Here is a 14,773-nt window from a genome sequence, read left to right as displayed (position 1 = left end):
CGGGGGCGGAGGTCCGCCGACGGGAGCGGGCCGACGGCATGACACCCTGGCAGGGTGAAGAGTCAGCAGTCCGGCCGTTCCCGCAATCCCGTCGGCGGCCATGTCCCCGTCGCCGGCGGCCTCCATTCCGTGGGCCTGTCCTACGCCCGTGACCTGGGCGCCGAGACCGTGCAGGTCTTCGTCGCCAACCCGCGCGGCTGGGCCACCCCGGTCGGCGATCCCCGGCAGGACGAGGCGTTCCGCGCCGCGTGCGAGGCGGAGTCGATCCCGGCGTACGTGCACGCCCCCTACCTGATCAACTTCGGCTCCCACACGGAGGCGACCGTCGAGCGCTCGGTGGAGTCGCTGCGGCACTCGCTGCGGCGCGGCCGGGAGATCGGGGCGCTGGGCGTGGTCGTGCACACGGGCAGCGCGACGGGCGGCCGGGACCGGTCGGTGGCGCTGCGGCAGGTGCGGGAGCGTCTGCTGCCGCTGCTGGACGAGCTGACCCACGACGACGACCCGTATCTGCTGCTGGAGTCGACCGCCGGGCAGGGCGCCTCGCTGTGCTCGCGGACCTGGGACTTCGGACCGTACTTCGAGGCACTGGACGCGCATCCGAAGCTGGGCGTGTGCCTGGACACGTGCCACGTCTTCGCGGCGGGGCACGACCTGACCGGCCCGGCCGGCATGCACCAGACGCTGGACCTGCTGGTGGACACGGTCGGCGCGGGCCGGCTGAAGCTGATCCACGCCAACGACTCGAAGGACGTGGTGGGCGCGCACAAGGACCGGCACGCGAACATCGGTGCCGGTCACATCGGTGAGGACCCGTTCCGCGCGTTGATGACCCACCCCGCCACCGAGGGCGTACCGCTGGTCATCGAGACGCCCGGCGGCAAGGAGGGCCACGCCGCGGACGTGGAGCGGCTGAAGAAGCTGCGGGAAGCCGGCTGACGGCTCACAGGCCGGGGGCCGGACGCCCCGCCCCCGACGTCCCCGACGACCACGGCGACCGCGGCGACCGCGGCGACCCGGAAACGGGTCAGAGTTCGGGGCCCTCCCCCGGCTCCTCCTGGTACGAGTAGCGCTGTTCCTTCCAGGGGTCGCCGACGTTGTGGTAGCCGCGTTCCTCCCAGAAGCCGCGGCGGTCGGCGGTCATGTACTCGACGCCGCGCACCCACTTGGGACCCTTCCAGGCGTACAGGTGCGGCACGATCAGGCGCAGCGGGAAGCCGTGTTCGGCGGTGAGGAGCTCGCCGTCCTTGTGGGTGGCGAAGAGGGCACGGTCGGCGGCGAAGTCGGTGAGCCGCAGGTTGGAGCTGAAGCCGTACTCCGCCCAGACCATCACGTGGGTGACGGAGGACGCCGGCGGTGCCAGGTCGAGAACGGTCCGTGCGGGGATGCCGCCCCACTCGGCGCCGAGCATGCTGAACTTCGTGACGCAGTGCAGGTCGGCGACGACGGTGATGTACGGCAGGGCAGTGAACTCATCGTGGTTCCAGCAGTGCTTCCCGCCGTCCGCGGTGGCGCCGAAGACCCGGAACTCCCAGCGCTCGGGGCGGAACTTGGGGACCGGCCCGTAGTGGGTGACCGGCCAGCCCTTCTGGAGCCGCTGCCCGGGGGGAAGCTCGGGCGGCGGCGCTCCCTGTGGATCGCGCTCTCCCGCTTCGCGCTCCGCCGGCTGACCCATGTCTCCATCCTGACAGACCTCTGAGGATGCGCTTCACCTGCCCCGCCCGCCCCGCGAGCGGCAGCGGCGATTCACCGCCAATCTGGACCAAACATACATTCTCCTACTAAGCGCAGACTTACTGGACGATCCACGCATGCGGTGCGATCATGCGGCGCAACCCGCCAGTTTCCCCTGGAAGGAGCCTCTGCGATGCAGGGCGATCCCGAGGTCATCGAATTCCTCAACGAGCAGCTCACGGGCGAGCTCACCGCGATCAACCAGTACTTCCTGCACGCGAAGATGCAGGAGAACTTCGGCTGGACGAAGCTCGCGAAGTACACGCGGCACGAGTCGTTCGACGAGATGAAGCACGCCGAGGTCCTGACCGAGCGGATCCTGTTCCTGGAGGGGCTGCCCAACTATCAGCGGCTGTTCCACGTCCGGGTGGGTCAGACCGTCAAGGAGATGTTCCAGGCGGACCGGCAGATCGAGGTCGAGGCGATCGACCGCCTCAGGCACGGCATCACGGTGATGCGGGAGAAGGGCGACATCACGTCGGCGAACATCTTCGAGTCGATCCTGGCGGACGAGGAGCACCACATCGACTACCTCGACACCCAGCTCGAGCTGGTCGAGCGGCTCGGCGTGGCTCTCTATCTGGCGCAGCTCGTCGAGCAGCCGGAGAGCTGAAGCCTGTCATGTGCAGGGCCGTCACGGCCACGCCGGTCCGGGTCGGGCCGGATCTCCTGCGCACCGGGTCGCCCCCGGGCTCGGATCAGGCCGCCGCGTCGAGGCCGGTGCCGGTGGCCGGCAGGTCGGACAGCACCGGCATGCCCTGCTCCGCGAGGTCGCGGCGCGGGCAGGCACCGCGGCCGAGAATCGCCTGGATGCGTCGCACGCACGACCCGCAGTCCGTGCCGGCCTTGCAGGCCGAGGCGATTTGGCGGGGGGTGCAGGCGCCGTCTTCCGCGTGCCGCTCGACCTGCTGTTCGGTGACTCCGAAGCAACTGCAGACGTACACGCGGCTCACCTCCGGGCAGGAATCACAGGTCGTGCCGTCCCGACGTCGCGGTGAGGCAGACCTAACCTTACCTGTCGGCCACGTGGCGCAAAAGTGGGGTGGGGCGCGGATCGTTGGTGATCCGCGCCCCACAGCGCACTGTGCCCGCACGCCTACCGGGCGCGGTCCGTCCGGCTACCGGGCGCGGTCCGTCCGGCTTACCGGGCGCGGCCCGTCCGGCTACTGGTCGCGGTACATCTCGGCGACCAGGAACGCCAGGTCGAGCGACTGGCTGCGGTTGAGCCGCGGGTCGCAGGCCGTCTCGTAGCGCTGGTGGAGGTCGTCGACGAAGATCTCGTCGCCGCCGCCCACGCACTCGGTCACGTCGTCGCCGGTCAGCTCCACGTGGATGCCGCCCGGGTGGGTGCCGAGCTCCTTGTGGACCTCGAAGAAGCCCTTGACCTCGTCGAGCACGTCGTCGAAGCAGCGGGTCTTGTGCCCGGACGCCGCCTCGTAGGTGTTGCCGTGCATCGGGTCGGTCACCCAGGCCACCACCGCACCGGACGCCGTGACCTTCTCCACCAGCTCCGGGAGCTTGTCGCGGACCTTGTCGGCGCCCATGCGGACGATGAAGGTCAGCCGGCCCGGCTCGCGGTCCGGGTCGAGGCGCTCGATGTACTGCAGCGCCTCCTCGGCCGTGGTCGTCGGGCCGAGCTTGACGCCGATGGGGTTGCGGATCTGCGAGGCGAACTCGATGTGCGCGTGGTCCAGCTGCCGGGTGCGCTCACCGATCCACACCATGTGCGCCGACACGTCGTACAGGCGCCCGGTGCGGGAGTCGACGCGGGTGAGCGCCGACTCGTAGTCCAGCAGCAGCGCCTCGTGCGAGGCGAAGAACTCGACGGTCTTGAACTCCTCCGGGTCGGCCCCGCAGGCGTGCATGAAGTGCAGCGCCTTGTCGATCTCGCGGGCGAGCTTCTCGTAGCGCTGGCCGGACGGCGAGGACTTCACGAAGTCCTGGTTCCAGGCGTGCACCTGGCGCAGATCGGCGTAGCCACCGGTGGTGAAGGCCCGCACCAGGTTCAGCGTCGAGGCGGACGCCTGGTACATGCGCTTGAGGCGCTCGGGGTCCGGGACCCGGGCCTCCTCGGTGAACTCGAAGCCGTTGACGGAGTCGCCCCGGTAGGTGGGGAGCGTCACGCCGCCCCGGGTCTCGGTCGGCTTGGAGCGCGGCTTGGAGTACTGGCCGGCGATCCGGCCGACCTTCACGACCGGCACCGAGGCGGCGTACGTCAGCACGGCGCCCATCTGGAGCAGGGTCTTGAGCTTGTTGCGGATGTGGTCGGCGGACACCGCGTCGAAGGCCTCCGCGCAGTCGCCGCCCTGGAGGAGGAACGCCTCTCCCTTGGCGACGGCCGCCATGCGGGCGCGCAGCTGGTCGCACTCGCCCGCGAAGACGAGCGGCGGATACGACTCGAGGTCCGCGATCGCTGCGCGCAGAGCCTCGGCGTCGGGGTACTCGGGCTGCTGCGCCGCGGGCAGGTCTCGCCAGGTGTTGCCAGCGCTCGCGCTGGTCTTAGCGTTCACGGTCACGGCCCCAACATTACGGGGTGACGTCGTGCCTTCCAGCCGATGCCCAGGAAGTGAGACACGTCGTACAGCCCGCGGACCTGGGGTAGGGTGCGCCGTATGTTCGCGCCGCTGACCTGCACCTGGTGGTGGACCGCTCCCTCGGCGGCCCACTGACTGCGCGTACGCACCGACTTCGCGAAGGCCGCCCGAGGGGCGGCCTTCGGCGTTTGCGGCCCGGGTCGTCCCTCCTTCCCAGAAGGACCACGACGACCATGAGCAAGCCCGCGAAAACGTCCGTGAAACCGACGGCCGGGACCCTGTCCGGCCTGATCGCCGGCTCCCGTCCCTTCGCCCTGCTGCGCCGCCGCTCCCCCGGGCACGACCACGACGTGGTCGAGCTGCTGCTCGGGCCGGTGGCGGCCTACGGCCGGCTCGCCGACCTGCCCGACGCGTGCCTGGCGCTGGTGCCGTTCCGGCAGATCCGCGAGCGCGGTTTCGACGTCCGCGACGACGGCACGCCCCTGCTGGCACTGACACCCGAGGAGTCGTACGAGATTCCGCTCGCCGACGCCCTGGAGCAGTTGCCGGGCCACGACGTGCGCGTCACGGACGGTGGGTTCGACGTGACCGACGACGCGTACGAGCGCATCGTCGGGCGGGTGCTGGAGGAGGAGATCGGGCGGGGCGAGGGCGCCAACTTCGTGATCCGGCGGACGTACCGGGGTGAGATCCCCGGCTTCGGGCGGGCCGACGCGCTGGCGCTGTTCCGGCGGCTGCTGGAGGGCGAGCGGGGCGCGTACTGGACCTTCGTGGTGCACACCGGAGACCGGACCCTGGTCGGGGCCAGCCCGGAGGCGCACGTCCGGATGTCCGGCGGGACCGTCGTCATGAACCCGATCAGCGGGACGTACCGCTATCCCGCCGAGGGGCCGACCCCCGAGCACCTGCTCGGCTTCCTCGCCGACGGCAAGGAGATCGAGGAGCTGTCGATGGTCGTGGACGAGGAACTCAAGATGATGTGCACCGTCGGCGACATGGGCGGTGTCGTCGTCGGGCCCCGGCTGAAGGAGATGTCCCACCTCGCGCACACCGAGTACGAGCTGCGCGGCCGGTCCTCCCTCGACGTGCGGGACGTACTGAAGGAGACGATGTTCGCGGCGACCGTCACCGGGTCCCCGGTGCAGAACGCCTGCCGGGTCATCGAACGGCACGAGAGCGGCGGGCGCGGCTACTACGCGGGCGCGCTGGCCCTGATCGGCCGGGACGCGGGCGGCGCCCAGACCCTGGACTCCCCCATCCTCATCCGCACCGCCGACATCGATGCGGCGGGACGGCTGCGGGTGCCGGTCGGCGCCACGCTCGTACGCGGTTCGGACCCGGCGGGCGAGGTGGCGGAGACGCACGCCAAGGCGGCCGGGGTGCTGGCGGCGCTCGGCGTACGGCCGGGCCGGCCGCGCGCCGAGGGCCCCGCCGTACGGCTGGCGGACGACCCGCGGGTGCGGGCGGCGCTGGACGGGCGGCGGGCCTCGCTCGCGCCGTTCTGGCTGCGGATGCAGGACCGGTCCGACGGGCCGGCGGGCCACGCGCTGGTCGTGGACGGGGAGGACACCTTCACCGCGATGCTCGCGCACGTGCTGCGCTCGGGCGGCCTGGAGGTGACCGTCCGGCGGTACGACGAGCCGGGGCTGCGCCAGACGGTGCTCGGGCACGAGGGGCCGGTCGTCCTGGGGCCGGGCCCGGGTGACCCGTCGGACCTCTCCGACCCGAAGATGCGGTTCCTGCGGGACCTGGCCGCCCGGGTGGTGCGCGAGCACCGGCACGGGCTGCTCGGCGTCTGCCTCGGGCACGAGCTGATCGCCGCCGAGCTGGGCCTGGAGATCGTCCGCAAGGATGTGCCGTACCAGGGGGCCCAGACGCGGATCGACCTGTTCGGGCGCGGTGAGACCGTCGGCTCCTACAACAGCTTCGTGGCGCACTGCGACGACGCGGCGCTGCGGGAGCTGGCCGCGCACGACGTGGAGGTGAGCAGGTCCGGCGGTGGTGAGGTGCACGCGCTGCGGGGGCCGGGGTTCGCGGGGGTGCAGTTCCATCCGGAGTCGGTGCTGACGCTGAACGGGGCCGCGATCGTGCGGGAGCTGGTCGGCCGGCTGCGCGGCACGAGCGCGGTCCCGGAGCGGCGGCCCGCCCGGTAGTCGAGGGTGTCGCGCACGGTCCCGGAGCGGCGGCCCGCCCGGTAGTCGAGGGTGTCGCGCACGGTCCCGGAGCGGCGGCCCGCCCGGTAGTCGAGGGTGTCGCGCACGGTGGCGTCGACGGTCTGCGTCACGGCGTCGTCGTGCGTGCGCCCGGCGGGGCGTGAGCAGTGCGTTCGGGTACGCCCTGAGGGGGCCGGGGTCTCGTCCGCGATGACCTCAGGGCCTGCCGAGGGCGCTCAGGCCCGCCTCCGCCTCGTACACGTCGTGGCCCGCGCGCGGAGGGTGGGCCGGACTCGGCGCTCACCCGCGCCGAAGGGGCGGGGAACTCACCCGAAGAAGACACCGACCTCCGCGTACCGGGCCGGGTCCACCTGCCTCAGCCCCGCCACCGCCTCCCGCAGGGGAATGCGGACGATGTCCGTGCCGCGCAGCGCCACCATCGTGCCGAAGTCTCCGTCGTGGACGCAGTCGACGGCGTGCAGCCCGAAGCGGGTGGCGAGCCAGCGGTCGAAGGGGCTGGGCGAACCGCCGCGCTGCGTGTGGCCCAGCACCGTGGTGCGGGCCTCCTTGCCGGTGCGGTGCTCGATCTCCGCGGCCAGCCACTCCCCCACGCCGGACAGCCGCACCTGCCCGGCCGGGCCCTTCCTGAGGACCATGCCGCCCTCCTTGGGCACGGCACCGTCGGCGACGACCACGATCGGCGCGTACGACGCCCGGAACCGGGACGTCACCCAGCCGCACACCTGCTCCACGTCGAAGGGCTGCTCGGGGACGAGGATGACGTTCGCGCCGCCGGCCAGCCCGGAGTGCACCGCGATCCAGCCGCTCTCCCCGCCCATCACCTCCACCACGAGCACCCGCTTGTGGGACTCGGCGGTGGTGTGCAGCCGGTCGATGGCCTGCGTGGCGACGCCGACGGCGGTGTCGAAACCGACCGTGCAGTCCGTGCCGGGCAGGTCGTTGTCGATCGTCTTGGGTACGCCGACGCAGGGCACGCCGTGCTCGTCGGCGAGGCGGGTGGCGGTGCCCAGGGTGTCCCGGCCGCCGATCGTGATCAGGGCCTCGACCTCGTGCTCCGCGAGGGTGTCCTTGATGCGGCGGGCCCCGTCCCGGTGCGCCAGGGGGTCGGTGCGCGAGGAGCCGAGGATGGTGCCGCCACGGGGCAGGGTGCCGCGCACCGCGGGGATGTCGAGGGGGACGGTCTGGCCCTCCAGGGGGCCGAGCCAGCCGTCCCGGAAGCCGACGAACTCGTAGCCGTACTCCTGCACGCCCTTGCGGACGACGGCCCGGATCACGGCGTTCAGCCCCGGGCAGTCACGGCCTCCGGTCAGTACTCCGACCCGCATGATGGGGAGTCCCTCCGCCGCGTTGACCCTGTCCCGACGGTCCCCACGCTAGCGGGCGGACGGCGCTCGGTGGGTTCACTCGTCGTCCAGGCCGCGTTCGATGGCGTAGCGGACGAGTTCCACGCGGTTGTGGAGCTGGAGTTTGCCGAGGGTGTTCTGTACGTGGTTCTGGACCGTGCGGTGCGAGATGACGAGGCGTTCGGCGATCTGCTTGTAGCTCAGGCCCTTGGCGACCAGGCGCAGCACCTCGGTCTCGCGGTCGGTCAGCCGGGGGGCGCGGGACGCCCCGGCGTCCCGTGCGGCGGCCGGGGCGGGTTCGCAGGCCAGGCGGCGGTACTCGCCGAGGACCAGTCCGGCGAGGCCGGGCGTGAAGACGGGGTCGCCGACGGCGGTACGGCGCACCGCGTCGAGGAGTTCCCCGGTGGACGCCGACTTCAGCAGGTAGCCGGTGGCGCCCGACTTCACGGCCTCCAGGACGTCGGCGTGCTCGCCGCTCGCGGACAGCACCAGGACGCGCACCGTCGGGTCGGCTGCGACGACCTCCTTGCAGACCTGGACGCCCGGCTTGGCGGGCAGGTTCAGGTCGAGGACGAGCACGTCGGGCCCGGTGGCCCTGGCGCGGCGCACCGCCTGGTCGCCGTCGCCCGCGGTGGCGACCACGTCGAAGCCGGCTTCGGCGAGGTCGCGGGCGACGGCGTCGCGCCACATGGGGTGGTCGTCGACCACCATCACCTTGATCGGAGCCTGCTGTTCGGTCATCTCTTGGTGGCCTTCCCCCGTGCGGGCGTCACGTGCTTCGCGGGCTGCACGGGTTCTCCGTGCCTCCCGTGCGCCGTGTCCTTCGGTACCTTCAGTTCGACCTCCGTGCCCTGACCCGGTACGGAGACGAGCTCGGCGCTGCCGCCCAGGTCGCGCAGCCTGCCGCGGATCGACTGGGCCACGCCGAGCCGCCCCTCGCCCTCGGCCTCGGCGAGTCGGCCCGCGGGGATGCCGGGGCCGTCGTCCCGTACGGTCACCAGGATCGCGCCGGGTTCACCGGGCCGGCCGGGTTCGTCCTCCACGAGGATCCACGCGCGCGCGTGCTCCCCCGCGTGTTTGCGGACGTTGTCCAGGGCGGCACCGACGGCCGCGGCGACCTCGCGGGCGGCGGCGGGCGCGAGCAGCACGGGGGCGCCGGGCTCGGCGAGGCTGACGCCGGCGCGGGCGTACGGGGCGAGCAGGCCCCGCAGGTCCACGGGACCGGCGCCGGCGGCCGTCCCGTCGTCCCCGTCCTCGACGTCCGCCTCGTCCACGGCCCGTACGACGGCGCCCTCGGCGGCGTCCTCCGAGACGCGGGAGACGGGCAGCAGGCCGCTGGAGACGAGGGTGCGCAGCGCCACCTCCTGCTCGCCTGCCATCCGGCCCAGCTCGGCCGCCTCGCCTCCGATGACGGCGCCGCGCCGCTGCACCATGGCCAGCACCTGGAGGACTCCGTCGTGGATGTCGCGGGCGAGCCGCTCCCGCTCACGGGTGGCGGCCTCGATCTCCAGGGCGCGGGCGAGGGTGCGCTCGGAGGCGCGGGCGACCTCGACGACGTAGCCGATGGCGATGGCGGCGACCCAGACGAGGATGACGTTGTGGACGGTGTCGCGGGCGGGGCCGCCGCGCTCGAGGAGGTTGGCGGCGGCGACGGGAGTGGAGGCGAAGGCGGCCCAGCGCCAGCCGCCCTTGAGCGCGAAGGCGAGGACGGCGCCGGCGGTCCAGATCGACGGCAGTGTGGGGCCGCCCGCCTGGACCCGCTCGTGGGCGTCGGCGACCGGCGTGAGCAGGATGCCGGTCAGCGCGACGGTCAGGTCGGCGGCGAGGAAACGCCCGGTGCAGCTGTCGGCGTTCGCGACGCGGGGCAGGGTGGCCAGGGTCCACGCGGCCAGGACGGCGAAGTAGGCGACGGCGACCCAGGGGCGGACGAACTGGTCGTGGGCGGAGGCGAAGACACCGACCGCGTACACCGCGGAGAGGAGGCGGTAGCCGACGAGCGCACGCCACAGCGGCAGCTCGACCGACATCCTCATGACGTGCTCGCGCCCGGCCATGTCCCCCACCCCCGGCCCGCCGTGTCCGGCGCCGGCTCTACTCGCTCTGCGCTTTCGGGCCCTGCTCCCGCTCCGTCTGCTCCCGTTCGGCCTGGTCCCGTTCGGCCTGGTCCCGCTCGGCCTGGTCGCGGGCCGCCCGCTCCCTGCGTGCCCGCTCCTTCAGTACCTGTTCCCTCTCGGCCGCCGCGAGCGCGGCCCGGGCCGCCTTCACGGCTTCCCTCTCGGCCTTCGCCGCCTCCGCCAGCTGCCGCTTCATGGCGGTGGCGTACATGTCGACGTACTCCTGGCCGGACAGCTTCATGATCTCGTACATGACCTCGTCGGTCACCGCGCGCAGGACGAAGCGGTCGTGGTCCATGCCCTGGTAGCGGCTGAAGTCCAGCGGGCGGCCGATCCGGATGCCCGGCCGCATCAGCTTCGGGACGACCTTCCCGGGCGGCTGGATCTTCTCGGTGTCGATCATGGCGACCGGGATGACGGGTGCCCCGGTGGCGAGCGCCACGCGCGCGAGCCCGCCCGGTTTACCGCGGTAGAGACGGCCGTCGGGCGAGCGGGTGCCCTCCGGGTAGATACCGAACAGCTCGCCGCGCTCCAGCACTTCGATGCCGCTCTGGATGGCGGCCTCGCCCGCGCCGCGCCCGCCGGAGCGGTCCACCGGGAGCTGGCCGACGCCCTTGAAGAAGGCGGCGGTCAGCCGGCCCTTCACACCGGGGGTGTTGAAGTACTCGGCCTTGGCGATGAAGGTCACCTTGCGGTCGAGGACGGCCGGCAGGAAGAACGAGTCGGAGAACGACAGGTGGTTGCTCGCCAGTATGGCGGGGCCGCGGGCCGGGACGTGCTCGATGCCCTCCACCCAGGGCCGGAAGGCGAGCTTCAGCGAGCCCCCGATGGTGACCTTCATCGTGCCGTACAACAACCGAGTGCCTCCCGTGTCTGTGGGTCAGACCCTATCCCGGCGCACTGCCGAACGGCCCGACGGTCCGGCCGGTGTCAGTGGCCCGACGGCCCTGGCCGGTGTCGGTGCCGTCGCGTACGGTGAAGTACCCGCGTGCGGCACGCGTGAGCGACAGGCGCGCGGAGTCCCCGCAGTAAACGTGCCAGCCAGGCGTCGAACGTGTCAGCCAACGTGTCAGCCTCTTCACGGACAGGAGAGCGAAGGTGCCGGTCCTCCCCGGAGCAGAGCCGTTCCGCCACGAGGGCGGGGAGGTCGGGGTGCTCCTGTGTCACGGCTTCACCGGTTGCCCGCAGTCGATGCGCCCCTGGGCGGAGTATCTCGCCGAGCGCGGTCTGACGGTCTCGGTGCCGCTGCTGCCCGGTCACGGCACCCGCTGGGAGGACATGCAGCTCACGGGCTGGCCCGACTGGTACGCGGAGGTGGACCGCGAGCTGCGGACCCTGCGCGAGCGCTGCACGCGGGTGTTCGTGGCCGGCCTGTCGATGGGAGGCGCGCTGGCGCTGCGGCTGGCGGCCCGGCACGGCGACGCGGTGGACGGCGTCGTGGTGGTCAACCCGGCGAACAAGGTGCACGGCCTGTCCGCGTACGCCCTGCCCGTGGCCCGGCATCTGGTGCGCACCACGAAGGGCATCGCGAGCGACATCGCCAGGCCGGGAGTCACCGAGGTGGGTTACGACCGGGTACCGCTGCACGCGGCGCATTCGCTGCGGACCTTCTTCCGTCTGGTGGACGGGGAGCTGCCGCAGGTCACCCAGCCGTTGCTGCTGCTGCGCAGCCCGCAGGACCATGTCGTGCCGCCCGCCGACTCGGCCCGGGTCCTCAGCCGGGTGTCCTCCCCGGACGTGACGGAGATCCTGCTGGAACAGAGCCACCACGTCGCGACGTTGGACCTGGACGCGGACCGGATCTTCGAGGAGAGCCTCGCGTTCATCGCCCGGATCGCACCCGGTGTCGCCAAGGAAGGGACGGCCTCAGGTGGCTGAGCAGGACTCCGAGCGTGAGGACCACGAGCCGGACGAGAAGGCGGCGGAGCAGCGGGCCGACGAGCAGGCGGACGCCACGCCCGAGGGGGACGGTGTGCCCCTCGACGAGGAGGCGGCCTGGGCGGCCATCGTCGCGGGGTACGGCGACGAGCCGCCGGACCCGCCGGGTGCCAAGCCGTTCAAGACGATCGAGGACCTGGCGCTGCTGGAGCCCGAGACGAACACGGAACCGGAGGCGCGGCGCCGGGCCCCGGTCGCCGACGACGACCCGGAGGAGGAGCGGCCCGCGTCGGCCCGGCCGGTGGGCAGCTCGGTGTCGTTCGCACCCGGGGTCGCGGGCCCGCGCGACTACTCGGTGGCCGAGTCCCCGGACGAGGACCTCGACGAGGACGACGGCGACGAGGGCCACTTCGTCCCGCCGGAGCCCCCGCCGCTGCCGGAGGCCGACGTCACCGCCAAGTTCGCCTGGCTGGGCGTGCTCGGCGGCCCGGTGCTGCTTCTGCTGGCGGTGCTGCTCGGCTGGGAGATGACATGGTGGCTGCAGACCCTCGGCATAGGCGGCTTCCTCGGCGGGTTCGTCACGCTGGTGGTGCGGATGAATCCGGGGGACGAGGAGGACGACGACCCGGGCCGGGGCGCGGTGGTGTGAGCCTGATGGTGTCGCGGCCGGGGCCCGTCATCCGGCCGCCGGCACCCTGAGGGCGGCCAGGACCGGCAGGTGGTCGGTGGCCGCCCGCAGGTCCGCGTCCGTCACGCCGGGGTGGCCGAGCGGTACGCCGCAGCCGAGCACCTCGATGCCCTTGGTCGCGAGGATCGCGTCGATGCGCTGGTGCGGGTGGCCCGGCGTGAAGGTGTACTCACCACCCCAGGGAGCCGCGGCCCAGCAGTCCTGAAGCCCGTCGGCGAGCCGCCGGAAGGTGCGTCCGTCGGGACGTTCGTTGAAGTCGCCGCCCACGACCGCGTGCTCGGTGCCGAGTGCGGCGAGCCGGTCGAGAAGCAGACCGCCGTGCTCGTAGCGCTCGTCGTGCCGCAGGCCCAGATGGCAGCTCAGGACACCGAGCCGGGCCCCGCCGAACCGTACGACCGCGGTGGCGAACCCGCGCCGGTGCAGTCCGGGGGTGAGGGGCAGCAGGACGTCCTCGGTACGTTCGACGGTGGCGCGCAGGGAACAGAGCATCGCGGGTCCGGCGGCGGTGGCACCACCCGTGAGTGTCACCATCTCCGATTCGGAGGCGAGCCGGGCGAGCTTCTTGCGCCAGCGGAAGAAGCGGGGCGCTTCCTGGAGGAGGACCAGGTCGGGGGCGCAGGCGCGGACGACACGGGCGAGGGCGCCGGTGTCGTCCCGCATCGAGCGGACGTTGTAACTCAGCACCCGGATGACGGCCGACCCGTCGGACTCGTTCCGGGAATCGGGCAGCAGCGGAGACGTCGCCATGCGGATCAAGATACGCCGCCGCGGACGACCGGGGGGCGGTTCAGCGCCGTACGCACCGGAGGAAACGGCCCCACGCGCCCGCCGGGACGGCGAAGCGCGGCCCGTCCCGCGTCTTGGAGTCACGCACGTGCACAGCGCCGGTCCCGAAGGCCACTTCCACACAACTGTCGCCCTCGGATCCGCTGTAGCTGCTCTGGAACCAAGACAGCTCGCCGCGGGTGCTCATCGGGCTCCTCGCATCCGCCGCGACAACTCCACCGAGTCTGGGGACAAGGCCTGCGAGCGCCTCTTGGCATAGCGCATCTGCATCACGCTCACCGCTTCTCGGTCAGCCATCAACTGCCCGGTCTTCTGTCCCTCCGCATACCCCAACGGCCAGTGACTGGAAGACGGGGAAGCTCTCCTTCGGCTGAACCGCGTCGGGACGGGGCCGGGGTCACTGGGATCCCGGCCCCGTTTCCGCCGTCCGGCGTGCGGAGCCGCGTCGAGGGCCCGCTCCGCGCCCCGCCCCGGCCGCACATGGCGCCGCCCGCCGTCCCCGGAGGGAACAGGCGGGCGGCGCCCCGTGTGTGAGGGACGGTCACATGACCGGGTCCGGCTCCCGGGCCAGGTCTGCGGCGCCGACCAGGCCCGCCTTGTTGCCGAGCTGGGCGGCGAGGACGTCGGCGACGGGGCGCCAGTTGCCGCCGACCAGCCAGCGCTTGTACGACTTGCGGATCGGGCCGAGGACCAGCTCGCCCTCGTCGGAGAGGCCGCCGCCGACGATGAACGCGGAAGGGTCGAAGAGGGAGGCCAGGTCGGCGAGGCCCGCGCCGACCCAGCGGGCCAGCTCACGGTAGGAGTCGACGGCCACCCGGTCGCCCTGACGGGCGGCCATGGAGATGTGCTTGCCCTCGATGCCGTCGGGGGTGCCGCTGCCGAGGGAGAGCAGCGTCTCCGCGTTCTCCGGTGTGGCGTTGGCACGCTGCTTCGCGTACCGCACGAGGGCGCGGCCGGAGGCGTACTGCTCCCAGCAGCCCTGCGAACCGCAGCCGCACAGCAGGCCGTCGGGCACCATGCGGATGTGGCCGAACTCGGCGGCCACCCCGAAGTGACCGCGGCGCAGCTTGTTGCCGATGATGATGCCGCCGCCGAGGCCGGTGCCGAGCGTGATGCAGATGACGTTGCGGTGGCCCTTGCCGGCGCCGAACTTGTACTCGCCCCAGGCCGCGGCGTTCGCGTCGTTCTCCACGACGACCGGGAGGCCCACGCGGGCCTCGACCTTCTCCTTGAGCGGCTCGTTGCGCCAGTGGATGTTGGGCGCGAAGTAGACCTCGGAGCGCTGGCGGTTGACGTAGCCGGCGGCGCCGATGCCCACGCCGACGATGTGGTGGCCCGCGCGCGCGCCGTCCACCGCGGAGGCGATGGCGTCCACGATGCCCTCCGGCGTGCCCGGGGTCGGCACCTTGTGGGTCGAGAGGATGCTGCCTTCCTCGTCGACCACGCCGGCCGCGATCTTCGTGCCGCCGATGTCGACGCCGATGGTGAGTCCCATGAATCCCTCAGTTCCGGTCGAGCCCCGCTA

15 protein-coding genes are annotated in these 14,773 nt (G+C 72.5%); 5 read left to right on the top strand and 10 right to left on the bottom strand.

The features are described from left to right. The first annotated feature begins 54 nt into the window (after positions 1-54). On the top strand, positions 55-936 hold the full coding sequence (locus ABZ354_RS04785) for a deoxyribonuclease IV (protein WP_358652934.1): 882 nt from the start codon (positions 55-57) through the stop codon (positions 934-936). A gap of 88 nt (positions 937-1,024) precedes the next feature. On the opposite strand, the gene ABZ354_RS04780 is transcribed toward ABZ354_RS04785, so the two are convergent. Then, positions 1,025-1,672, bottom strand: a complete 648-nt coding sequence (locus ABZ354_RS04780) for a sulfite oxidase-like oxidoreductase (RefSeq protein WP_358652932.1) — start codon at positions 1,670-1,672, stop codon at positions 1,025-1,027. 192 nt (positions 1,673-1,864) lie between these two features. Between ABZ354_RS04780 and bfr the strand changes: the two genes are divergently transcribed. After that, positions 1,865-2,344, top strand: a complete 480-nt coding sequence (gene bfr / locus ABZ354_RS04775; RefSeq protein ID WP_358652930.1) for a bacterioferritin — start codon at positions 1,865-1,867, stop codon at positions 2,342-2,344. 85 nt (positions 2,345-2,429) lie between these two features. Here the strand turns inward: bfr and ABZ354_RS04770 are convergent, their stop codons facing one another. Then, positions 2,430-2,684 (bottom strand): (2Fe-2S)-binding protein, encoded by a 255-nt coding sequence (locus ABZ354_RS04770; protein WP_358652929.1) that lies wholly within the window; start codon positions 2,682-2,684, stop codon positions 2,430-2,432. A 210-nt stretch (positions 2,685-2,894) separates the two neighbouring features. Continuing rightward, complete coding sequence (locus ABZ354_RS04765) at positions 2,895-4,247, bottom strand: class II 3-deoxy-7-phosphoheptulonate synthase (protein WP_358652927.1); 1,353 nt, start codon at positions 4,245-4,247, stop codon at positions 2,895-2,897. Between the two features lie 251 nt (positions 4,248-4,498). On the opposite strand from ABZ354_RS04765, the gene ABZ354_RS04760 reads away from it, so the two are divergent. Further along, positions 4,499-6,418, top strand: a complete 1,920-nt coding sequence (locus ABZ354_RS04760) for an anthranilate synthase family protein (protein ID WP_358652925.1) — start codon at positions 4,499-4,501, stop codon at positions 6,416-6,418. 326 nt (positions 6,419-6,744) lie between these two features. On the opposite strand, the gene ABZ354_RS04755 is transcribed toward ABZ354_RS04760, so the two are convergent. The 4 genes from ABZ354_RS04755 to ABZ354_RS04740 all read right to left on the bottom strand — a co-directional run bounded on the left by ABZ354_RS04755 (position 6,745) and on the right by ABZ354_RS04740 (position 10,737). Beyond that, entirely contained in the window at positions 6,745-7,764 is a 1,020-nt protein-coding gene (locus ABZ354_RS04755; protein ID WP_358652923.1) for a 6-phosphofructokinase, read from the bottom strand. A gap of 75 nt (positions 7,765-7,839) precedes the next feature. Then, the gene (locus ABZ354_RS04750; RefSeq protein WP_358652921.1) at positions 7,840-8,523 is read right to left on the bottom strand and encodes a response regulator transcription factor; all 684 of its coding nucleotides are present in this window, start codon (positions 8,521-8,523) and stop codon (positions 7,840-7,842) included. After that, positions 8,520-9,836: a DUF5931 domain-containing protein gene (locus ABZ354_RS04745; protein ID WP_358652919.1), complete on the bottom strand. Its 1,317-nt coding sequence runs from the start codon at positions 9,834-9,836 to the stop codon at positions 8,520-8,522. The genes ABZ354_RS04750 and ABZ354_RS04745 overlap by 4 nt, the downstream gene beginning before the upstream one ends. A 37-nt stretch (positions 9,837-9,873) precedes the next feature. Beyond that, positions 9,874-10,737, bottom strand: coding sequence for a lysophospholipid acyltransferase family protein (locus ABZ354_RS04740; RefSeq protein ID WP_358653164.1), 864 nt, complete (start codon positions 10,735-10,737; stop codon positions 9,874-9,876). Positions 10,738-10,994: 257 nt separating this feature from the next. Here ABZ354_RS04740 and ABZ354_RS04735 point away from each other — a divergent pair, with 257 nt between their 5' ends. Continuing rightward, positions 10,995-11,774, top strand: a complete 780-nt coding sequence (locus ABZ354_RS04735; protein ID WP_358652917.1) for an alpha/beta fold hydrolase — start codon at positions 10,995-10,997, stop codon at positions 11,772-11,774. After that, entirely contained in the window at positions 11,767-12,423 is a 657-nt protein-coding gene (locus tag ABZ354_RS04730) for a hypothetical protein (RefSeq protein WP_358652916.1), read from the top strand. The genes ABZ354_RS04735 and ABZ354_RS04730 overlap by 8 nt, the downstream gene beginning before the upstream one ends. Positions 12,424-12,450: 27 nt before the next feature. On the opposite strand, the gene ABZ354_RS04725 is transcribed toward ABZ354_RS04730, so the two are convergent. The 3 genes from ABZ354_RS04725 to ABZ354_RS04715 all read right to left on the bottom strand — a co-directional run bounded on the left by ABZ354_RS04725 (position 12,451) and on the right by ABZ354_RS04715 (position 14,743). After that, complete coding sequence (locus ABZ354_RS04725) at positions 12,451-13,209, bottom strand: endonuclease/exonuclease/phosphatase family protein (protein ID WP_358652914.1); 759 nt, start codon at positions 13,207-13,209, stop codon at positions 12,451-12,453. A 40-nt stretch (positions 13,210-13,249) separates the two neighbouring features. Next, a complete protein-coding gene (locus ABZ354_RS04720) occupies positions 13,250-13,435 on the bottom strand; it encodes a DUF397 domain-containing protein (RefSeq protein ID WP_358652912.1) in 186 nt (61 codons plus the stop codon). Between the two features lie 354 nt (positions 13,436-13,789). Beyond that, positions 13,790-14,743 carry an ROK family glucokinase gene (locus tag ABZ354_RS04715; protein ID WP_358652910.1) on the bottom strand — a complete coding sequence of 318 codons (954 nt, stop codon included), beginning with the start codon at positions 14,741-14,743 and terminating at the stop codon, positions 13,790-13,792. Positions 14,744-14,773 lie beyond the last annotated feature (30 nt).

Origin of the sequence: Streptomyces sp. NPDC005925 (assembly GCF_040638805.1) — a bacterium.
Taxonomy (GTDB): domain Bacteria; phylum Actinomycetota; class Actinomycetes; order Streptomycetales; family Streptomycetaceae; genus Streptomyces.
The sequence above is the reverse complement of the archived record's forward strand: the minus strand, read 5'-3'. Positions and strand labels throughout refer to the sequence as shown.